Origin of the sequence: Clostridium aminobutyricum (assembly GCF_017255415.1) — a bacterium.
Taxonomy (GTDB): Bacteria; Bacillota; Clostridia; order Peptostreptococcales; family Anaerovoracaceae; genus Aminipila; species Aminipila aminobutyrica.
This window is the reverse complement of sequence record NZ_JAFJZZ010000001.1, coordinates 1,153,580-1,171,079: the sequence shown is the minus strand read 5'-3', so window position 1 is coordinate 1,171,079 and position 17,500 is coordinate 1,153,580. Positions and strand designations below refer to the sequence as shown.

The 17,500-nt window shown below is 39.7% G+C and carries 15 protein-coding genes and 1 other annotated feature; of the genes, 10 read left to right on the top strand and 5 right to left on the bottom strand.

Going from position 1 to position 17,500, the window contains the following annotated elements; translation table 11 throughout:
- Positions 1-67 precede the first annotated feature (67 nt).
- From lexA to JYB65_RS05575, 5 genes are all read right to left on the bottom strand, one after another.
- Positions 68-730 carry a transcriptional repressor LexA gene (gene lexA / locus JYB65_RS05595; RefSeq protein ID WP_206581602.1) on the bottom strand — a complete coding sequence of 221 codons (663 nt, stop codon included), beginning with the start codon at positions 728-730 and terminating at the stop codon, positions 68-70.
- A gap of 195 nt (positions 731-925) precedes the next feature.
- Positions 926-3,289: a choline trimethylamine-lyase gene (gene cutC, locus JYB65_RS05590; RefSeq protein ID WP_245156577.1), complete on the bottom strand. Its 2,364-nt coding sequence runs from the start codon at positions 3,287-3,289 to the stop codon at positions 926-928.
- A 307-nt stretch (positions 3,290-3,596) separates the two neighbouring features.
- Positions 3,597-4,928, bottom strand: a complete 1,332-nt coding sequence (locus JYB65_RS05585; RefSeq protein ID WP_206581797.1) for an aminotransferase class III-fold pyridoxal phosphate-dependent enzyme — start codon at positions 4,926-4,928, stop codon at positions 3,597-3,599.
- Between the two features lie 106 nt (positions 4,929-5,034).
- Positions 5,035-6,459, bottom strand: coding sequence for an aldehyde dehydrogenase family protein (locus JYB65_RS05580; RefSeq protein WP_206581600.1), 1,425 nt, complete (start codon positions 6,457-6,459; stop codon positions 5,035-5,037).
- Positions 6,460-6,809: 350 nt separating this feature from the next.
- Positions 6,810-8,183, bottom strand: coding sequence for a sigma-54 interaction domain-containing protein (locus JYB65_RS05575; RefSeq protein WP_206581599.1), 1,374 nt, complete (start codon positions 8,181-8,183; stop codon positions 6,810-6,812).
- Positions 8,184-8,348: 165 nt separating this feature from the next.
- Positions 8,349-8,473: a sequence feature (ribosomal protein L20 leader region), on the top strand.
- Here JYB65_RS05575 and infC point away from each other — a divergent pair.
- The 10 genes from infC (at position 8,450) to JYB65_RS05525 (ending at position 17,475) form a co-directional block, all read left to right on the top strand.
- On the top strand, positions 8,450-9,004 hold the full coding sequence (infC, locus tag JYB65_RS05570; RefSeq protein ID WP_206581598.1) for a translation initiation factor IF-3: 555 nt from the start codon (positions 8,450-8,452) through the stop codon (positions 9,002-9,004). Its footprint overlaps the feature before it by 24 nt.
- Positions 9,005-9,043: 39 nt before the next feature.
- Positions 9,044-9,244 carry a 50S ribosomal protein L35 gene (gene rpmI / locus JYB65_RS05565; RefSeq protein ID WP_206581597.1) on the top strand — a complete coding sequence of 67 codons (201 nt, stop codon included), beginning with the start codon at positions 9,044-9,046 and terminating at the stop codon, positions 9,242-9,244.
- 18 nt (positions 9,245-9,262) lie between these two features.
- On the top strand, positions 9,263-9,619 hold the full coding sequence (rplT, locus tag JYB65_RS05560; RefSeq protein ID WP_206581596.1) for a 50S ribosomal protein L20: 357 nt from the start codon (positions 9,263-9,265) through the stop codon (positions 9,617-9,619).
- A gap of 90 nt (positions 9,620-9,709) precedes the next feature.
- Entirely contained in the window at positions 9,710-10,534 is an 825-nt protein-coding gene (locus JYB65_RS05555; protein WP_206581595.1) for a sigma-E processing peptidase SpoIIGA, read from the top strand.
- A gap of 8 nt (positions 10,535-10,542) precedes the next feature.
- Positions 10,543-11,262, top strand: a complete 720-nt coding sequence (gene sigE / locus JYB65_RS05550; protein WP_206581796.1) for an RNA polymerase sporulation sigma factor SigE — start codon at positions 10,543-10,545, stop codon at positions 11,260-11,262.
- Positions 11,263-11,354: 92 nt separating this feature from the next.
- Positions 11,355-12,470 carry an ROK family transcriptional regulator gene (locus JYB65_RS05545; RefSeq protein WP_206581594.1) on the top strand — a complete coding sequence of 372 codons (1,116 nt, stop codon included), beginning with the start codon at positions 11,355-11,357 and terminating at the stop codon, positions 12,468-12,470.
- A gap of 185 nt (positions 12,471-12,655) precedes the next feature.
- Complete coding sequence (locus JYB65_RS05540) at positions 12,656-14,167, top strand: sugar ABC transporter ATP-binding protein (protein ID WP_206581593.1); 1,512 nt, start codon at positions 12,656-12,658, stop codon at positions 14,165-14,167.
- Positions 14,167-15,171 carry an ABC transporter permease gene (locus JYB65_RS05535; protein WP_206581592.1) on the top strand — a complete coding sequence of 335 codons (1,005 nt, stop codon included), beginning with the start codon at positions 14,167-14,169 and terminating at the stop codon, positions 15,169-15,171. The genes JYB65_RS05540 and JYB65_RS05535 overlap by 1 nt, the downstream gene beginning before the upstream one ends.
- Positions 15,172-15,235: 64 nt before the next feature.
- A complete protein-coding gene (locus tag JYB65_RS05530) occupies positions 15,236-16,225 on the top strand; it encodes a sugar ABC transporter substrate-binding protein (protein WP_206581591.1) in 990 nt (329 codons plus the stop codon).
- Between the two features lie 206 nt (positions 16,226-16,431).
- On the top strand, positions 16,432-17,475 hold the full coding sequence (locus tag JYB65_RS05525) for an NAD(P)-dependent alcohol dehydrogenase (RefSeq protein WP_206581590.1): 1,044 nt from the start codon (positions 16,432-16,434) through the stop codon (positions 17,473-17,475).
- The last annotated feature ends 25 nt before the right edge of the window (positions 17,476-17,500 follow it).

Genomic DNA, 17,500 nt, shown 5'->3' with positions numbered 1-17,500 from the left:
AGGATGTTTCAAAAGTGAATGCAACATCGATTGCATGTTCTTCTGATCATCCTCTATTTTATACTTTTTAAAAATATCGAAAGACGCCTTTCACTTTGCCTAAGATTTTGACATCTTTGACAATGATAGGACTCATGCTGGAATTCTCAGGCTGAAGGCGTATATGGTCGGCCTCTCTATAGAATGTTTTAACGGTCGCTTCACTTTCAAAACCGTCAATCATGGCAACAACAATCTCCCCATTAATTGCGGTGTTTTGTTGTTCGACTAAAATATAGTCCCCATCAAAAATTCCTGCCTCTATCATACTTTCACCGGACACTGTTAACATAAAAGTGGTATTTTTCCCTACAAATCGAGCAGGAATAGGAAATGTATCCTCTACATTTTGTTCCGCTAAAATAGGAGTCCCGGCAGCAATTCTGCCAACAAGAGGAATATCAACGACGTCCGCACGTTCGGCGTTTCCATAAGAAGCGGTGCCTTTTTCGGTTGCGGATGAGTTGTCATGAGCTTCGGGATCAACAATCATCAGCGCACGCGGTTTGGACGGATCTTTCTTTAAATAACCTTTTAGCTCCAAATTTTCGATATCCTTGTGTACTGTTGAAGTGGACTTGATATTCAATGCGGAGCAGATTTCGCGTACGGTCGGAGGATAGCCTTTCTGGCTGATTTCTTTTTTCATATACTGCAATATTTTATTTTCTCGGTCTTTTAACTGTTCCATAAATCCTCCCTATTAATAAAGTCTATATTTAATAAAATTATTTTACCATATTTCAAGAGGGTTGTAAACACATGTTCTGAAATTATGTTCGGATTATAATTATCTTAAAATGTTCAATAGAAGCTGCCCAATATATCGGACAGCTTCTATTGCTTTGGGAGTTTCTTTTATGATAATTTACTGTCTTTTAAAATATTAACCAAGTACAGTTCTACTGATGATTTCATCTTGGACTTCCTTGCAAAGTTCTACAAAGAATGCGCAATATCCTGCAACACGTACAATCAAGTCCCTGTGTAGTTCCGGATGAACTTGAGCATCAATTAAAGTTGCATTATCCACACAGTTAAATTGCATTTGTCCATTGCCCATTATCGAAGCTGTTCGGAGCAGCGTAATAATCGCATTTCTACCTTCAACCCCATCAAGGAATCCATTACTTACTTTAAAGTTATGAGCCATGCCTAAACTCATGGACTCCACGTTTAACTTGGATACGGATTTTATGACAGCGGTTGGACCTTTTTTATCTGCACCTTGTGATGGGCTCATCGCATCTGAAAGAGGGGCATAAGCAGCTCTTCCGTCTGGTGTAGCTCCAACCATTCCCCCTAGGGGAGTGTTGAACGATTGTGATAATGTCCCATGAATCTGTCTTGCATAAAGGGATGTATAAGAATTCATCTTTTGCTCTGTATAATCAATAATTTCCTTTGCAATCATATCTGCATAGTCATCATCATTGCCATACTTAGGCGCATTTAAACAATCTTTATGAATATGCTCATATCCTTCCCAATTTGCATCCATTGCTTCTTTTATTTGTGCAAGCGTATATTTTTTGTCTTCATAAACTAATTTTTTAATAGCAGTCATGCTGTCAACATAGGTAGCTAGACCAGCAAAGATTGTCCCAGGGCCTTCATACATCACTGCGCCCCCAGCCATGACATCTTTACCTTTTTCCATACAACCATCCATAAATAGTGACATATACGGCGAAGGGGTCACATCTCTGAATACTTTTTCAATGATGACAGTTCCTCTACAGTTGATATCAATCAAATAGTCGAGCTGTTTCTTTACGGCACCTTCAAAATTCTCATATGTTTTAAACTCATTGATATCGCCTGTATCTAACCATTGCTTATCGCCATAAGACTTTAAAACACCCCTATTCATAGCCATCTCTATCGTAATAGGCCACTGGGTAAAGCCTCCTGCCGTCCACTGGTGTACTTTTCCGCTTTTCTGCGGTTCAACACAACCCATAAGGCTGTAATCTCTTGCATCTTCAAAGCTATATCCCTTTCTGAGCATCATTTTGATATGGGCATCATCAAAATGGCACGCAGGCATACCGCCACCGGCTTTAATTAAATCAACAACTTTTTCAAGATACTTTTGCGGAGAAAGGTTGTGAATACGACAAGCAAGGGTTGGTTGATAAACTTTGACCTGTCTTACGGCTTCCATTACTAAATAAGTTAAATCGTTCGTTCCATCTCCGCCATCACGTTTTACACCACCAACACACATATTGATGAAAGGCATATATCCTGCAAAATATTTAGCTGTAGCACCTGGGGTATACCAAATTATTTCCGAGCATTTTATCATAAAGCAACCCATTAATTCAAAAGCTTGTTCTTCAGTAAGGTTGCCGCTTTTTATATCGTTTTCGTAACAAGGAAGCATATACTGATCTAAACGACCAAGCGAGGTACTACATTGATTTTCTTCCAGTAAAAATAATGATTGTATCGTCCAAAGGGATTGTAACGCCTCATGGAATGTTTCTGGTGGGTTTGCAGGTACTCGTGAATTTACATCAGCAATTTTAATAAGTTCTGCTTTTCTTATCGGATTGCTCTCTTTTTCAGCAAGCTCTGAAGCATATTTCGATAGACGGCTTGCATAAGTTAAAATGCCTTCACATATTTCAATGGAGGATTGATAGAAGATGCTTTTTTCATTTACTTCTTCCCGGTTACCTTCTAGAGTTGCAAGACCTTCCTCTGCTTCAGCTTTGATTCCCAAAATGCCTTTTTCAAACAAAATAATATCGTATCCCGGGCTGGAATCTCCACCCCCGCTCGTTACATGATACGTTAGATCTGTAATAGCGGCTTCAGCGCCATACTCCCAAATTCCTTCTTTTCTAAGTTCAGCTTCACAGGCTTCAGCAAGAGACTTTCCCTCCCAGAAAGGGAAAAGTTCTTCTCTCATAACCTTTTTGTCTTCTTCACTTATAAAATAAGGGTCTTGAGGTCTTGTACTAATCTCGGCCAACTCCTCTTTTACCCAACTCCATGCCGTATCAGGGGAAAAGGCTCCTGCACGTGGCTGACCGCAAGGATGTCCAACAATAAGCTCATTTTCTTGAATTAGCATAGGCGCTGTTTCACAAGCTCGCCTAAATCCCTTTGCTCTTCTAAGACTTACCGGAATATCAGGATATTCTTTTGCCACCTCCGTATATGCAATCGCTCTATGGATTGTGATGCTTGGAATTACTTTCAGATAAGCTTCTTTAAGTTGGTTTAGTCGTTCGGTCATTACAAATTCCTTGTTATCCATTATAGTTAAGTCCTTTCACTTATTATCAATAAAGTTATTATTATAAGTTTTTCTGATTGAATTATAGCTGTTCCCCTATAGAGGAATGTCAAGAAAATTTATTAAATTATTTTTTTACTAATATTTGATTCCCTGCCCTTGAAAATCCAAAAACAAAAGGGAAGTCTCAATCGATGATTCAGATGGAACAGTGATAAGGGACATTCTGAGAATGACTCCTGTAGGCATTGGCTGTTCCATATAAATTCTTTTGAGACTCCCCGGTTATTATGTAGGAGATAAAATACTATTGAATCATATTGTCTACGGAATCGAGAACTTTATCCAGCATCTTCATTGCAGTTCTTAATTCTTCTTCCGTAATGATGAGCGGAGGTGCAATAATAATCATATTTTCATGTGAATAAGTTGCGAAGCCTTCTGCTTTTAGCATTCCAATAATCTTATTCATTAATCCGTCAGGATCATAATTGAATGCAACAAGAGGTTCTTTTGTTTCTTTACTCTTCACTAATTCGATAGCTGAGAATAATCCGATTTGCCTAGATTCGCCGATACAGGCGTGCTTTGCTTGGAGATTTGCTAGCAGTTCCCCGAGTACTTTTCCTTGAGCGGCAACGTTGTCTTCAATGTGTAGTCGTTTGTATTCTTTTAATGTGGCAACCGCAGCAGCACAGCCTATCGGATGAGCGCTGTAGGTCAAGCCGCACCACATTTTTTCATGGTCAAAGCTTTCTGCAATCTTCTTGGAAACGATAACTCCGCCGAGCGGAACGTAGCCGCATGTACTGCCTTTGGCAAAGGTAACAAGGTCAGGCTTTACGTTGAATTGCTGCCATGCAAAACAGGAACCTGTTCGGTACCATCCGGCCATGACTTCATCGCAAACCATTAAAATTCCGTATGTATCGCAAAGAGCCCTGATTCCTTCGAGATATCCTTTAGGAGGAATCAGAATTCCATTGGAACCAACTACAGTTTCGATAAAAATAGCGGCAATCTGATGAGGCCCTTCATACTGAATTTGATTCTCCAGTAATTCAAGATAGAAAGCAGAGATATCCTCTTCTGTTTTGAATTTGCACGCCTTAGGGGCTCTATAAGCGTAAGGGCCATCGTATTTAATAAATCCGGGCGCCCCTGGCTCATTAATAAATTTTCTTGGTTCACCCGTGAGCATACCTGCTCCGGCCGAAGAACCGTGATAGCATCGGTACATGGAGAATATTTTCCATCTGTCGGTATATTGTTTTGCGATCTTGATGGCGTTCTCATTTGATTCGGCTCCTGCATTAGTGAAGAAGACTTTTGAGTCTTCGAGACCGGAGGCTTCCACAATTGCTTTTGCAGCTTCTGATCTTACATCAAGCGCATAGCCTGGTCCGATAAAAGGAATTTTGTCAGCTTGATCCTTGATTGCTTCAACAATCGCTTTATTACCGTGTCCTAGGTTAGAGTTAACAAGCTGTGAGGACATATCATAATATTGGTTCCCATCTTCATCCCAGAAATAAATACCCTCCGCTTTGGTTACAACCGTAGGATTGATAGCCTTTTGAGCACTCCAGGAGTGCAGATTATATTTTAAACTCATTTCTTTAATGTCGGACATGATCATTCTCCTCTCATTAGAACTGGTTCTTGGGGTAGGACACATTCCTACCCCTTCTATATATATGGAGTAATTAACGCTGCTCAGCAGTGATTCTGTTGAACGGCTCATGTTAAGCATCCACTTTGGCTCGGATTTCCTCATCGAATAATTCTTCATCCGTAGGCTGGAAGGAAGGAATCGGTCTGGAAACGTAAGTGAAATTTAAAAGGTCTTTCCAGGTGGCGTTATGGGAAATGCTGTTGTGCCCCCAGGTACCGCAGCCTAACGTCATAGAAATAGGGAAGCCGCAGGTCCATGAACCTGAATTAGTCAGAGATTGAGGCTGATTCACACAAACTTTACATACAGGGATGACTTCACCCAGTTTGGTAACGCGTTCCTTGATACTGGTATGTATACCGCAGCTATGTCCTTTTCCCTGATAATTGAGGATATTCAGCATCTTTTCGATGGCATCATCAAAGTCTTTGGCTTTGCGAATACCCGAAACAGGAGACAATTTTTCACCCGTGAAAGGGAATTCATTGCCATATCCGTCGTTTTCTTCTGCCATAAGTAATTTGGTCCCTTCCGGAACGTCTATTCCGGCTGATTTTGCAATGAATTCAGCCGGCTGAGCTACGATATGTCTGTTTAAGTCATGATTTTCAGGAGATTGAGGCCATAAGCATTTCAATAGTTTTTCTTTTTCTTCGGACCCTTCTTTGATAAACACAGCGCCTGCACGCCCCATAGCCGCTATAAATTCATTATAGCAATCTTCCAATACGATAATATTGTTTTCCGTTGAACAGGATGTGGCATTGTCAAAGGTTTTGGATTTCACAATCATAGCAGCAACATCATCCAAGTTGGTCGTGCCGTCTACGATAGAAACGACATTGCCGGTCCCTACGCCGATCGCCGGATTTCCGGAAGAATAAGCCTGCCTGACCATCGGTGTACCGCCGGTTGCTAATATAAAGTCAACCTGCTTCATCAACGCAGCAGAAGCTTCAACGGAAACGTATTCCGGTTCGATCGCCTGAACCAGATCTGCCGGATAGCCTAATTTGGCGATGATTTCTCGAATCATCTCTGTTATGGCTAAATTGGTTTTCCTTGCTTTCGGATGAGGTGCAAGGATAATAGCGTTTCTTGTTTTAAGAGCCATAAGTGTTTTTACCACCGGAGTTGCTTCCCCATTTGTAACAGGGATGATGGCCCCGATCACACCGATCGGTCTGGCGTACTTTTCCATACCCATTTTTTCATCAACTTCTACAAGGCCTACTGATTTCTGACCCTTCATTTGGAAATAGGCACCTTTCACTTTTCCATACATTTTCAACTGTTTGTCGATAGGAATACCCATATTTGATTCTTCTGCTAGCATTTCACCAAACATGAAAGCAACTTTCGGTTTTGTCAGTGCATAAGCTACAGCACCGGTTAATTCGTCTACTTGTTCTTGTGTAAAATTCTCTGCAATGGCCTGAGCAGCTTTTGCCTTTGTTACTAACCCAGCAATGTATTCGCCGTAATTAATTGCCATATTGAACCTCCCCCTTAGATCACTAATAATCAACTCATAATTCATCTAACAAAAAGGATGAAAAGCAAGATTTGTGCCAGATTAGAACATATGCACTTAAAAATGAAACTAGTTTCGGAAAACAGCAGAAATCTCCTCAAAAATCAAATTTAATGAGATAAAAATAAGAAATAGAGAAGAGAGCGGCAGGAAAATTTTCAAGAGAATAACGGGTTTAAGATACAGGAAAGAAAAAGGTGATACAAAAATGTATCACCTAAATCATGACAATAAGAGTTTTTTGTTCCAATTATGTTGGAAAAGAAGGAAAAGCACTTGATTCAAAAATGTATCGGTGATTCAATTTTGTATCACTCCGCAGGTATTCCGTATTTCCTGAGCTTTCGAACGACGGAAGGCTGGCTGATGCCAAGTGATTTTGCAATCATACGGGTAGACCCATGTTTATGATAAGCAGAAGAGAGCAGTTCTTGTTCCGCTTTATCTAAAGCATCTTTCAAGGTAACCGGTTCTAGCGATTTGTTCCGATTGGAATGGGTGGTCTCATATATAAAGGAAGGCAGATTTTCCGGCATAATGATGTCTTCTTTCGTTGTAATGACTAAACGTTCGACGATATTTTCCAGTTCTCGTACATTGCCGGGCCAATCATACTTTAACAAAATCGCCATCGCATTAGAGTCAATCTGCTTATTGGCATGAATCTTTTTGTTGCATTCTCTAAGAGCATGCTGAATCAAAGGAATGATATCTTCATAGCGCTCCCGCAGGGGAGGAATATTAATAGGAACGACATTTAACCGATAGTATAAATCCGCACGAAACTTCTTCTCGTTTACTAACTCAAATAAGTCCTTATTGGTAGCAGAAATGATTCGCACATCAATGGGAATACTTTTTACACCGCCTACGCGAGTGATTTCTTTTTCCTGAATCACTTGGAGCAGTTTCACCTGAAGAGTTAAAGGCAGCTCGGAAATTTCGTCCAAGAAAATCGTTCCGTCTTGGGCTGTTTCAAACAGACCTTTTTTACCCTCTGCACGGGACCCTGTGAAGGCTCCTCGCTCATACCCAAATAATTCGGATTCAATAAGGGATTCTGGTATCGCTCCACAGTTTATTTTGATCAGAGGCTTTTCCTTACGCCGCCCGTTTCTATGTAACAGGTTCGCTATCACGCCTTTACCGACGCCGGATTCTCCCGTGATTAAAACGGTGGAATCTACATCAGACAGACGTTTGGCAAGCTGCAATACATGAAACATCTGATGGCTGTTTGCGACCATCCCGTCGCTGGAGAACTTCCCTAGAAGCTTAAAATCTTCAAGAGTATTTTGAACCGATTCCAATTGATGTTGCAAATTCACCAGTTCGGTTATATCCCGAGAGGTGGTAATAATTTTTGTCATATGGTTGTTGGAATCAAAAATCGGAATACCGGTGGAAAGAAGCCTTTTGCCGTCTTTATTTTCATGGACAATAGTGACTCCTTTTTTCTGTTCCATAACAAGGCATGCAACAGAAGGCGTAAAAACACCGCTTTTCTCCAAATCTGCTACATGTTTTCCGTAGATTTCTTCCGGTGATACTTTATAAAGTTCATAGCAAGCTTTATTGCACCATAATGCAATGCCATCTTTGCTGTCAATAAACACCGCATCACTGATGCTGTCTAAGATGGGCAGAAGCTCGTCTGAATGAAATGCATCTAAAAATTCCCTCATAATTCTTTACCTTTACACGAAACTGCTATTGAATGATTCATATTATTATGTATTTTACAAATGAATCTGATATAAGATAATATGAGTTTATGGGGAATTATATTAATAAGTAATTTAAAAGAAAAGAGCTTGACAACTAAGCAGAAGAAATGGTATAGTACTTAGGTAATAAAGAAGAAGTTATCCGCTTCTCACCTTAATAGCGACGCTTTTAGGGTTAATAAAGCAATTGTAACACACTTATGTGGTTTTGTGGAGCGGGTACAATGTACCCGCTCTTATTAATTTGCAGGAGGTGCAAGAACATTAGCAAGGAAAATCTGATCAACGAAGAAATTCGTGACAAGGAATTAAGAGTTATTGACAATGATGGTGCTCAGCTGGGTATTATGACGTTGGAAGACGCATTGGAGCTGGCAAATGAGAAGAAGCTTGACTTAGTAAATATTTCTCCAAATGCGAAGCCGCCGGTTTGCAAAATTCTTGATTACGGAAAATATCGTTACGAGCTTCAGAAGAGAGAAAAAGAAGCAAAGAAAAAGCAAAAAATCACTTCAGTAAAAGAAATTCGATTAAGTACGTTTATTGAGGCTCATGATATCCAAGTGAAGGCCAACACAGCGATAAAATTCTTAAAGGATGGAGATAGGCTAAAGGTTAGCTTACGATTCAAAGGCAGAGAAAAAGATTATGCCAGCAGAGGACTTGAAGTTATGAAGCAATTTGCTGAAGCAGTGTCTTCTGTAGGTGTAGTTGAGAAAAAGCCTGAATTTGAGGGCAGAAGTCTGATTATGATTGTTGCACCTAAAGCGGATAAGTAAGATGTATAGATAATTTTAACTTAGGAGGAAATATTTACTATGGCTAAGAATAAGATGAAGTCTCATAGAGGCGCTAGCAAGAGATTTAAGTTAACAGGTACTGGTAAAGTTAAGAGAAATAAGGCATACAAAAGCCATATTCTTACTAAAAAGTGCGCGAAGAGAAAGAGAGGCCTTAGAAAGGCTACTATTCTTGGAAGTGCTGATCACAAGAGAATTAAGGCTGTATTGGTTAAATAGAATTAGGAGGTACGAATAATGGCAAGAGTAAAAAAGGGCGTAAATGCTCATAAGAGACATAAGAAGATATTAAAATTAGCGAAGGGGTTTTACGGACAGAAGAGCAAGGTTTTCAGAGCTGCTAACCCTGCGGTAATGCGTGCGCTTCGTTCTGCATACGTAGGAAGAAAGAACAAGAAGAGAGAGTACAGAAGACTTTGGATCGCTAGAATCAATGCCGGTGCTAGAGTGAATGATATTTCATACAGCAGATTAATGGATGGCTTAAGAAAGTCAGGAATCGAAATCAACAGAAAGATGCTTGCTGAAATGGCTATTTTTGATACAGCAGCGTTTGCACAGCTTTGCGAAACAGCAAAGAAGGCAGTAAAATAGTAGTATTACGACATTAGAATACGACAAATTATACCCCCGCGGGTGGACTATAATCTTAAATGATGATAGCTGCCGAGGGGGTTTTTTATTATGGAAATTTATGCAGAATATCTATTTTTAGAAAATTTTCTGATTGGTATTGTGATACTGGTACTTTCGGCTAAAGTGGGGGGGATGAAGACCTGTAAGAAACGGATTGTACTGGGGGGATTGCTCTGTGGTTTCTTTGCTTTTATCATATTCATCCGTATGCCCGTTTTACTGAGTATTTTGATAAAGATATCTTTTGCTCTGTTGCTGTCATTCGCGGTTTTCCCTAAAAAATACATAAAAGCAACCGTCATGATTTACGTTGTTTCCGCCTTGATGGGGGGAATCACCATTATGCTTATGTATCTTTGGAGGATAAGGGGCATCACCAACAACGCCGTGGTCTATATCGGAGATGTAACTTACTTTAATGTGGTGGTCGGTGTTGCAGCTTCGTACATAATTTTAAGCGGCTTTTCAACTATTTTTAAAGAAAAGAGGTTACAGGAACGGGTTTTCACCGATATTTCAGTTGTGATCGGAGATGCTGTCATCAAGCATCGGGCGTTAATCGATTCAGGTAACTTTTTACGGGATCCAATCACAGGGAGACCGGTTATTATCTTATCCAAGTCTGCTGCGGCAGACTTGAAAAATTTAAGTAATATTGATTTAGACAGCAGGTATTGTATCGTACCTTATAAAGCAATAGGAATTGAAAACGGAATTCTTGAGGCTTATCGGGCCGACAATGCTTACATAAACGGATGTGCACTGGGACGCGTTGTAGTGGCAATCTATAATACGGAATTTTGCAATATAGGTGAAGAAGAAAAATATCAAGTACTGATTAGTAGAGATATTCTAAGAGAGGGGGTAGCATAGCAATGAGCATGCGAGTTAAACAGTGGATAGTCGAGAGGATTTTTCGATTTTTTTCCAAATTTAGGAAAAAAGAATCAGGAGAGATTTTTTATATAGGTGGAAGTGAGGTATTGCCTCCTCCGTTGAACAGTGAAGAAGAAAAAAAACTGCTGGATGAGTTTTCAAAAGGCAGCGAGGCAGCAAGGTCGATTTTAATTGAGCGGAATTTGAGATTGGTGGTCTATATCGCTAAAAAATTTGAAAGCTCAAAAATAAATATTGAAGATCTTATTTCAATAGGGACAATAGGACTGATCAAGGCGGTTAATACGTTCAATTCCGATAAAAATATTAAATTGGCAACCTATGCATCAAGATGCATTGAAAATGAAATACTAATGTACATAAGAAGAAATAATAAGACGAGAAGTGAAGTCTCTTTTGACGAGCCCTTAAATGTGGATTGGGACGGAAATGAGCTTCTTTTATCTGATATACTCGGCACGGAGACAGATGTGGTCTATGGACATATAGAAGAAGAGGTCAATCGCAACCTTCTGATCTATGCAATGAAAAAGCTGAATCACAGAGAAAAACAAATCATGGAAATGCGTTTTGGCTTATTAAGCGGACGAGAAATGACTCAGAAAGAAGTGGCTGATAAAATGGGGATTTCTCAATCTTATATATCCCGATTGGAAAAAAAGATTATTACTAGATTAAGGAGAGAAATAAAGAAATTAGGATAAAAACATGTTCCGCTTGCTTTTCGCTTTCTAGAGGAGTAATATGCTAATTATTAACGAGGTTTTATAAAAGAGTTTTAGAAAAGTGGTGGAACATGATAAATAGAATGGGCCTGAAAGGGAAAAATAGAAATAACGTTTATAAGTTAATTTATGATTCGGATGGTATTTCGAAACAGGATATTGCACAGATTTTGAATTTAAGTTTACCTACGGTAAGTCAAAATCTTACGGAACTGAAGGACAAAGGTCTGATCGGTGAATATGGGACATTTGAATCTACCGGAGGGCGAAAAGCAAGAGTTATTCGATCGATTAATAATGCAAAATTGGCATTGGGTCTGGACATTACCTCCAACCACATCAGTTTGGTTTTGGTTGATATGCAGGGGAAGGTATTGAATAGCATTCGATTGCGGTTTGAATACGGAGATACCGAAGAGTATTATCAAGGAATTGGACAAGTTATCGACACCTTTGTAGAGGACAGCAAAATTAACCCAGAGAATATCTTAGGGCTGGGAGTATCTCTGCCTGCTATTATCAGAGCGGATAGTAAAAGCATCAGCTATATCTGCGTCATTAAAGCGCCTGACAATCTATACGAACGAATGGGAAAATATATCCACTATCCTTTTGTATTTTTTAACGATGCCAATGCAGGCTGCTTCGCGGAATTTTGGCGCAGAGACACAGAAACACCTATCGTTTATGTCTCCTTAAGCAACAGTGTCGGCGGAGCAATTTTGTATTCTAAGAATGTATACCTGGGCGAAAATCAACGCAGCGGAGAATTTGGGCATATTACATTAGAAAAGGATGGAAGACAGTGTTACTGCGGACAAAAAGGCTGTGCGGATACATATTGCAATGCAAAAATATTATCGGATTTGACAGACGGAAATTTACAGCTGTTTTTTGAAAATGTCGATAAAGGAGATTCCGAATGTACCGCTGCATTTCAAGAGTATTTGAACTATTTGGCTTTGCTTGTGAACAATTTGAGAATGAGTTTTGATTGTGATGTGGTTCTAGGCGGTTACGTGGGCAGCCATATGGAAAATCATGTGAGTGCTTTAACCGAGATGGCTAATCTCAGAAATCCATTTGAGAAGGATGGAAACTATGTGAAAGTTTGTAATTATAAGTTTGAAGCATCTGCGGTGGGAGCAGCTCTTCACTATCTGGATGACTACATTAACAACATATAATGCGTATCATTATGAAGAGTATAAAAAGCAAATATGTAAGGTTTCTTGTGTTTAAGATGTATACATGAGAAATCTTCTTTTCAAACATTGACAGATAAAAACATTCAGTGTATACTCGTCGTAACTTATGTAAAGTAGATATATAAAAGTATTTAACATATTAAATTTGGAAAGGAGACTTTGCTATGAACGAGCAGATTAAATTAAGAGTCTCTCAAATTGAGAAATCATTTCCGGGGGTAAAAGCACTGGATAAAATTGATTTTTCCGTTAGAAAAGGAACCGTTCACGCCTTATGCGGGGAAAATGGTGCAGGAAAGTCAACCTTAATGAAAATAATTAATGGTATATATAAACCCGATGCAGGGCAAATCTTTCTGGATGAGAAGCCCGTGAAAATAAAAGATCCTATTCAGGCACGCAGTTTGGGGATCGCCATGATCGCTCAAGAATTGAACTATGTTCCGGAGATGTCTGTTCAGGAAAATCTCTTTTTAGGAAGATTGCCTGTGAACAGTATGGGGAAGGTGAAATGGCGCGAAGTAAGAGAAAAAACCCTTCAATTTTTAAAAGAGCAAGGATTGGCCTATAAACCTGAACAGAAATTAAAGACTTTGACTGTATCTGATATTCAAATGCTTGAAATTATTAAAGCCATTTCAAACGATGCGCAGGTGATCGTAATGGATGAACCTACTTCAGCCATTACGAATAAAGAAGTAGATTTACTATTTGAAAAGATTGCTGGATTAAAAGAAAAAGGGGTAAGCATTATCTATATCTCCCACAAGCTGGATGAAGTGTTTCAGATTGCGGACGATATTACGGTATTCCGAGATGGTATGGTTGTTAAAAGCATGCGTGCAACGGATACAAATATTGACGAAGTCATTTCTCTGATGGTCGGAAGAAAAATGGATAATGTTTATCCAAAGCAGGAGATCAAGCTGGGAGAAACGCTGCTTGAGGTAAAAAACCTATGCAGTCATCAACTTTTTGAGGACGTCAATTTTTATGTAAAAAGAGGTGAGATTGTCGGTTTCGCAGGCTTAGTAGGTGCAGGAAGGACGGAAGTGATGCGTTCTTTATTCGGACTGGATAAGATTTCATCCGGAGAGGTTTATATTGCAGGAAAAAAGGTAAACCTAAAGAATGTAAAAGACAGTATTAAGAATGGCATGATTATGCTTTCAGAGGACAGAAGACGGTTTGGCATTATCCCGGTCAGAAGTGTTATGGAGAATACCAGTATTTCCGGTTTGGAACAGTTTATTTACGGTGGCTATGCGCACAAACATAAAGAGAAGAAAGTCGTTGGGGAATACTTTTCAAAAATGAATGTAAAAACGCCGACCTTGGAGACTAAAATCCAGTCCTTGAGCGGAGGAAATCAGCAAAAGGTATTATTAGCAAAGTGGATGCTTAAAAATCCGGATATTCTTATTTTAGATGAACCGACAAGAGGAATTGACGTTGGTGCAAAGTTTGAAATCTACAAACTGATGTCAGAGATGACAGCGTCAGGAAAAGCTGTAATCATGGTGTCCTCTGAACTGCCGGAGCTGATCGGAATGTGTGATCGGATCTACGTGATGTGTCAGGGAAGGATTTCAGGCGAACTTAAAAGAGAAGAGTTCTCACAGGAAGCGATCATGAAATTTGCAACAGGGACAGTGGAAATGGAGGATGCAATATAATGAGATTAAAAGATGGTGCAGGTCAGATGATGCAGAAGTATTCGATCTTCTTTGTATTATTTGTCATGATATTTTTATCAGCCGCAATGAATGAAAATTTCTTTAGTCAGGGAAATTTGACCAATATAGCCAGACAGCTAGCAGTGGCTACAATATTGGCTTATGGTGAAATGCTCTTGATTATCAGCGGTATGCTGGATTTATCAGTGGGCGCGGTACTGGCACTTTCCGGGGTCTTATCGGTTAATTTCTATAAGTCAACGGGTTCGCTGGTTGGAGCCATTATGGTTTCAATAGCAGTAGCGGTTGCCTGTAATTTAGTGAATGCGTTTTTCGTTGCCAATTGGAGAATGCCGGCGTTCATTGTTACTTTAGCTATGACTATGGTGGCGCGTGGAATTGCTCTTTTATACACGAAAGGACAAAATATTCTTCAAATTGGAGACTATAAGATAGTAGGACAGGGAAAAATCGGATTTATGCCGATTCCGGTTATTTTCTTAATTGTCATAACAGGGGTGATTTGGTACATACTGAATCATACCAGATTCGGACGATCTCTTTATGCCATCGGAGGGAATGAAGAAGCAGCTATTGCATCCGGCATCAATGTTATTCGCTCCAAATATATTGCGTTTATATTGAATGGTGTTTTAGTAGGAATTGCAGGAGTGCTCTTTATGTCCCGTGTCAATGCAGGACTTCCGAACGGTGCTGTAGGTTATGAAATGGAAGGCTTGACTGCTGCGATCGTAGGAGGCACAAGTTTCACCGGCGGCGTTGGTACGACGTTTGGAACGTTAGCCGGATCTTTTATTATAGGATGTCTAAACAACATTATGAACCTTCAAGGTATTGATTCTTATGTACAACAGATTGTAAAGGGTGGAATCATTACAGCAGCAGTATTATATGATATACGCTTTAAGAACAAGAAGAGTGTAAAGGTGATTTTAGGAAGTAAGTCTCAGGCTTCAAAGACTAAAAATCCGTTGGAAGAATAGAAACACTCTGAACATGACTCAATTTTATTTTTAAAATAGAGGGAAAGAAAGGAAGGGAAAAATTATGAAAAAGAAAATTTTAGCGATCCTAATGGTTTTAACACTTGTACTTGCAACATTTGTTGGTTGTGGCAACAGTGCTAAAGAAGAGGACAACAAAGATTCCAAAGATGCAACATACAAAGTAGCGTATATTGCAAGAGCACAGTCCGATTCCTTTGCAGCTTGGCTGGCAAACGAAATGAAAGCAGCAGCAGCAGAATATCCTGACATGAAATTGGATATCTTTGACGGGCAGGCAGACGATGAAAAAGAAAATGCAGCTATTGAAAACGCTATTGCTAACGGATACGATGCTATTATCGTACAGCCAAACAATGGAGAAGCGCAGCGTCCTTACGTAGAGCAGATTGTTGATGCCGGAATCATTGCTATCACTACTAACGCACGTATCGATGGTATTGAAGGAGCTTCCTCTGTCGATGCAAATCCTTACACACAGGCTGAAGTAAATGCAAAAGCGGCAATTGACCAAGTTCCTCAAAATGGCAGAGTCGTTGTTCTTAAGGGACCTTCTGGAAACTTCCATGCAGATGAAAGATTGAAAGCTTGGAAAGAAGTATTCTTTGCAGCAAGACCTGACGTAAAAATCGTTGGTGAAGACTTTGCAAACTGGAACAAAGATGAAGCGATGTCGTTAATGGAAGACTGGGTTACTTCTCAGGGTAAGATTGATGCGATCATTTCAATGAACGATAACATGGCAGCAGGTGCTTTAGAAGTTATCAAAGACAATTCCGCATATGCGAACACTCTTTCTTATGGTGTAGACGGTACGCCTGAAGCTTGTCTCTTGATTGAACAGGGTAAGATGACTTCAACTTGCCTACAGTCCGCTATTGACCTTGCTAAGTTGAACATGGAAAGCGTTCACAAGCTATTAACCGGTGAAGAAACTCAGATTAATACAGATATCGACGCTCCACTTATCACGAAGGATAACGCAAGCGAATATGTAAAGATTTACAAAGATAGAGGTCTAATTACTGAGTAAGACTTTGATTATAGAGGTGCCTTAAACTTTGCTTTATGGCACCTTTACTTTTACGCATGCTCATATCTATGATATGGCGCGCAAGGGCTATACGGAAATTGCCTAGCTTTAGCTAGAGTGCAATTTTTCCGTTCAGATGGAGGGGGAATTCTTCCGTTCAGGATAAACTGGATTTATAAAAGGTACGTAAAGAAAGGGATAAAGTTATGAAAAACAGAGCTGCTTATATGACAGGATTAAATAAAATGGAAATTCGTGAGATTCCGGTTCCGACAATTAAAGAAAAGGAAGTACTTGTGAAGCTTGAATATGTAGGAATATGTGGTTCTGATGTTCACTACTTCCATGATGGACGCTGCGGAGATTTTGTGGTAGAAGGGGAGTTTATACTGGGGCACGAATGTGCAGGAACCGTAGTAGAGATTGGCCCTGAAGTAAAGAATCTTTCGGTCGGAGACAAAGTGGCTTTAGAACCCGGAATTACTTGCGGACATTGTGAATTCTGTAAGACAGGACGCTATAATTTATGTCCGGATGTTCAATTTTTAGCGACACCTCCGGTTCAGGGATGCTATGAAAATTATATCGCTTTCCCTGAAAATATGTGCTTTAAATTACCTGAGAACATGTCAACCAAAGAAGGTGCATTGGTAGAGCCTCTTGCAGTTGGATTGCATGCAGCAGCACAGGGGAAAATAGGTCTTGGAGATCAGGTAATTATTTTGGGTGCCGGCTGTATCGGATTAATGACATTATTGTCTTGTAAGGCTTCAGGTGCTGCCGATATCACCGTGGTAGACGTGGTACCAAAGCGTCTGGAATATGCAAAAAAATTAGGAGCTACAAGAGTACTAAACGGGAAAGAAGTAAATGTAGTTGCCGAAATCGAAAAATTGACAAAAGGAGCAGGAATTGAAAAGGTATTTGAAACGGCCGGATCTCCTGTTACTATTGCACAGACACCTCACCTTGTAAAAAATGGCGGAACAATTATTTTAGTAGGACTTGCTGCGGAACCTGAGATCAAATTTGATTTTGGTAAAATCATGGCAAAAGAAGCAAGAATTGAATCCGTATTCAGATATCGAAACATTTATCCAAAGGCGATTGCGGCCATTGCAGACGGCATCATTGATATATCCGGAATCGTCACACACGAATTTGATTTTGACAACATTCAGGAAGCTTTTGAATGTGCAATCAATGATAAGGATAATGTGGTAAAAGCCGTAATCAAAATAACCGAATAACAGAGTGTTGGATAGTGGGAGGAGA

Excerpts from the sequence above, each read along its gene's own strand:
- lexA (WP_206581602.1), bottom strand. The coding sequence starts at position 730 with ATGGAACAGTTAAAAGACCGAGAAAATAAAATATTGCAGTATATGAAA.
- cutC (WP_245156577.1), bottom strand. The coding sequence starts at position 3,289 with ATGACCGAACGACTAAACCAACTTAAAGAAGCTTATCTGAAAGTAATT.
- JYB65_RS05585 (WP_206581797.1), bottom strand. The coding sequence starts at position 4,928 with ATGATCATGTCCGACATTAAAGAAATGAGTTTAAAATATAATCTGCAC.
- JYB65_RS05580 (WP_206581600.1), bottom strand. The coding sequence starts at position 6,459 with ATGGCAATTAATTACGGCGAATACATTGCTGGGTTAGTAACAAAGGCA.
- JYB65_RS05575 (WP_206581599.1), bottom strand. The coding sequence starts at position 8,183 with ATGAGGGAATTTTTAGATGCATTTCATTCAGACGAGCTTCTGCCCATC.
- infC (WP_206581598.1), top strand. The coding sequence starts at position 8,450 with ATGTACCCGCTCTTATTAATTTGCAGGAGGTGCAAGAACATTAGCAAG.
- rpmI (WP_206581597.1), top strand. The coding sequence starts at position 9,044 with ATGGCTAAGAATAAGATGAAGTCTCATAGAGGCGCTAGCAAGAGATTT.
- rplT (WP_206581596.1), top strand. The coding sequence starts at position 9,263 with ATGGCAAGAGTAAAAAAGGGCGTAAATGCTCATAAGAGACATAAGAAG.
- JYB65_RS05555 (WP_206581595.1), top strand. The coding sequence starts at position 9,710 with ATGGAAATTTATGCAGAATATCTATTTTTAGAAAATTTTCTGATTGGT.
- sigE (WP_206581796.1), top strand. The coding sequence starts at position 10,543 with ATGCGAGTTAAACAGTGGATAGTCGAGAGGATTTTTCGATTTTTTTCC.
- JYB65_RS05545 (WP_206581594.1), top strand. The coding sequence starts at position 11,355 with ATGATAAATAGAATGGGCCTGAAAGGGAAAAATAGAAATAACGTTTAT.
- JYB65_RS05540 (WP_206581593.1), top strand. The coding sequence starts at position 12,656 with ATGAACGAGCAGATTAAATTAAGAGTCTCTCAAATTGAGAAATCATTT.
- JYB65_RS05535 (WP_206581592.1), top strand. The coding sequence starts at position 14,167 with ATGAGATTAAAAGATGGTGCAGGTCAGATGATGCAGAAGTATTCGATC.
- JYB65_RS05530 (WP_206581591.1), top strand. The coding sequence starts at position 15,236 with ATGAAAAAGAAAATTTTAGCGATCCTAATGGTTTTAACACTTGTACTT.
- JYB65_RS05525 (WP_206581590.1), top strand. The coding sequence starts at position 16,432 with ATGAAAAACAGAGCTGCTTATATGACAGGATTAAATAAAATGGAAATT.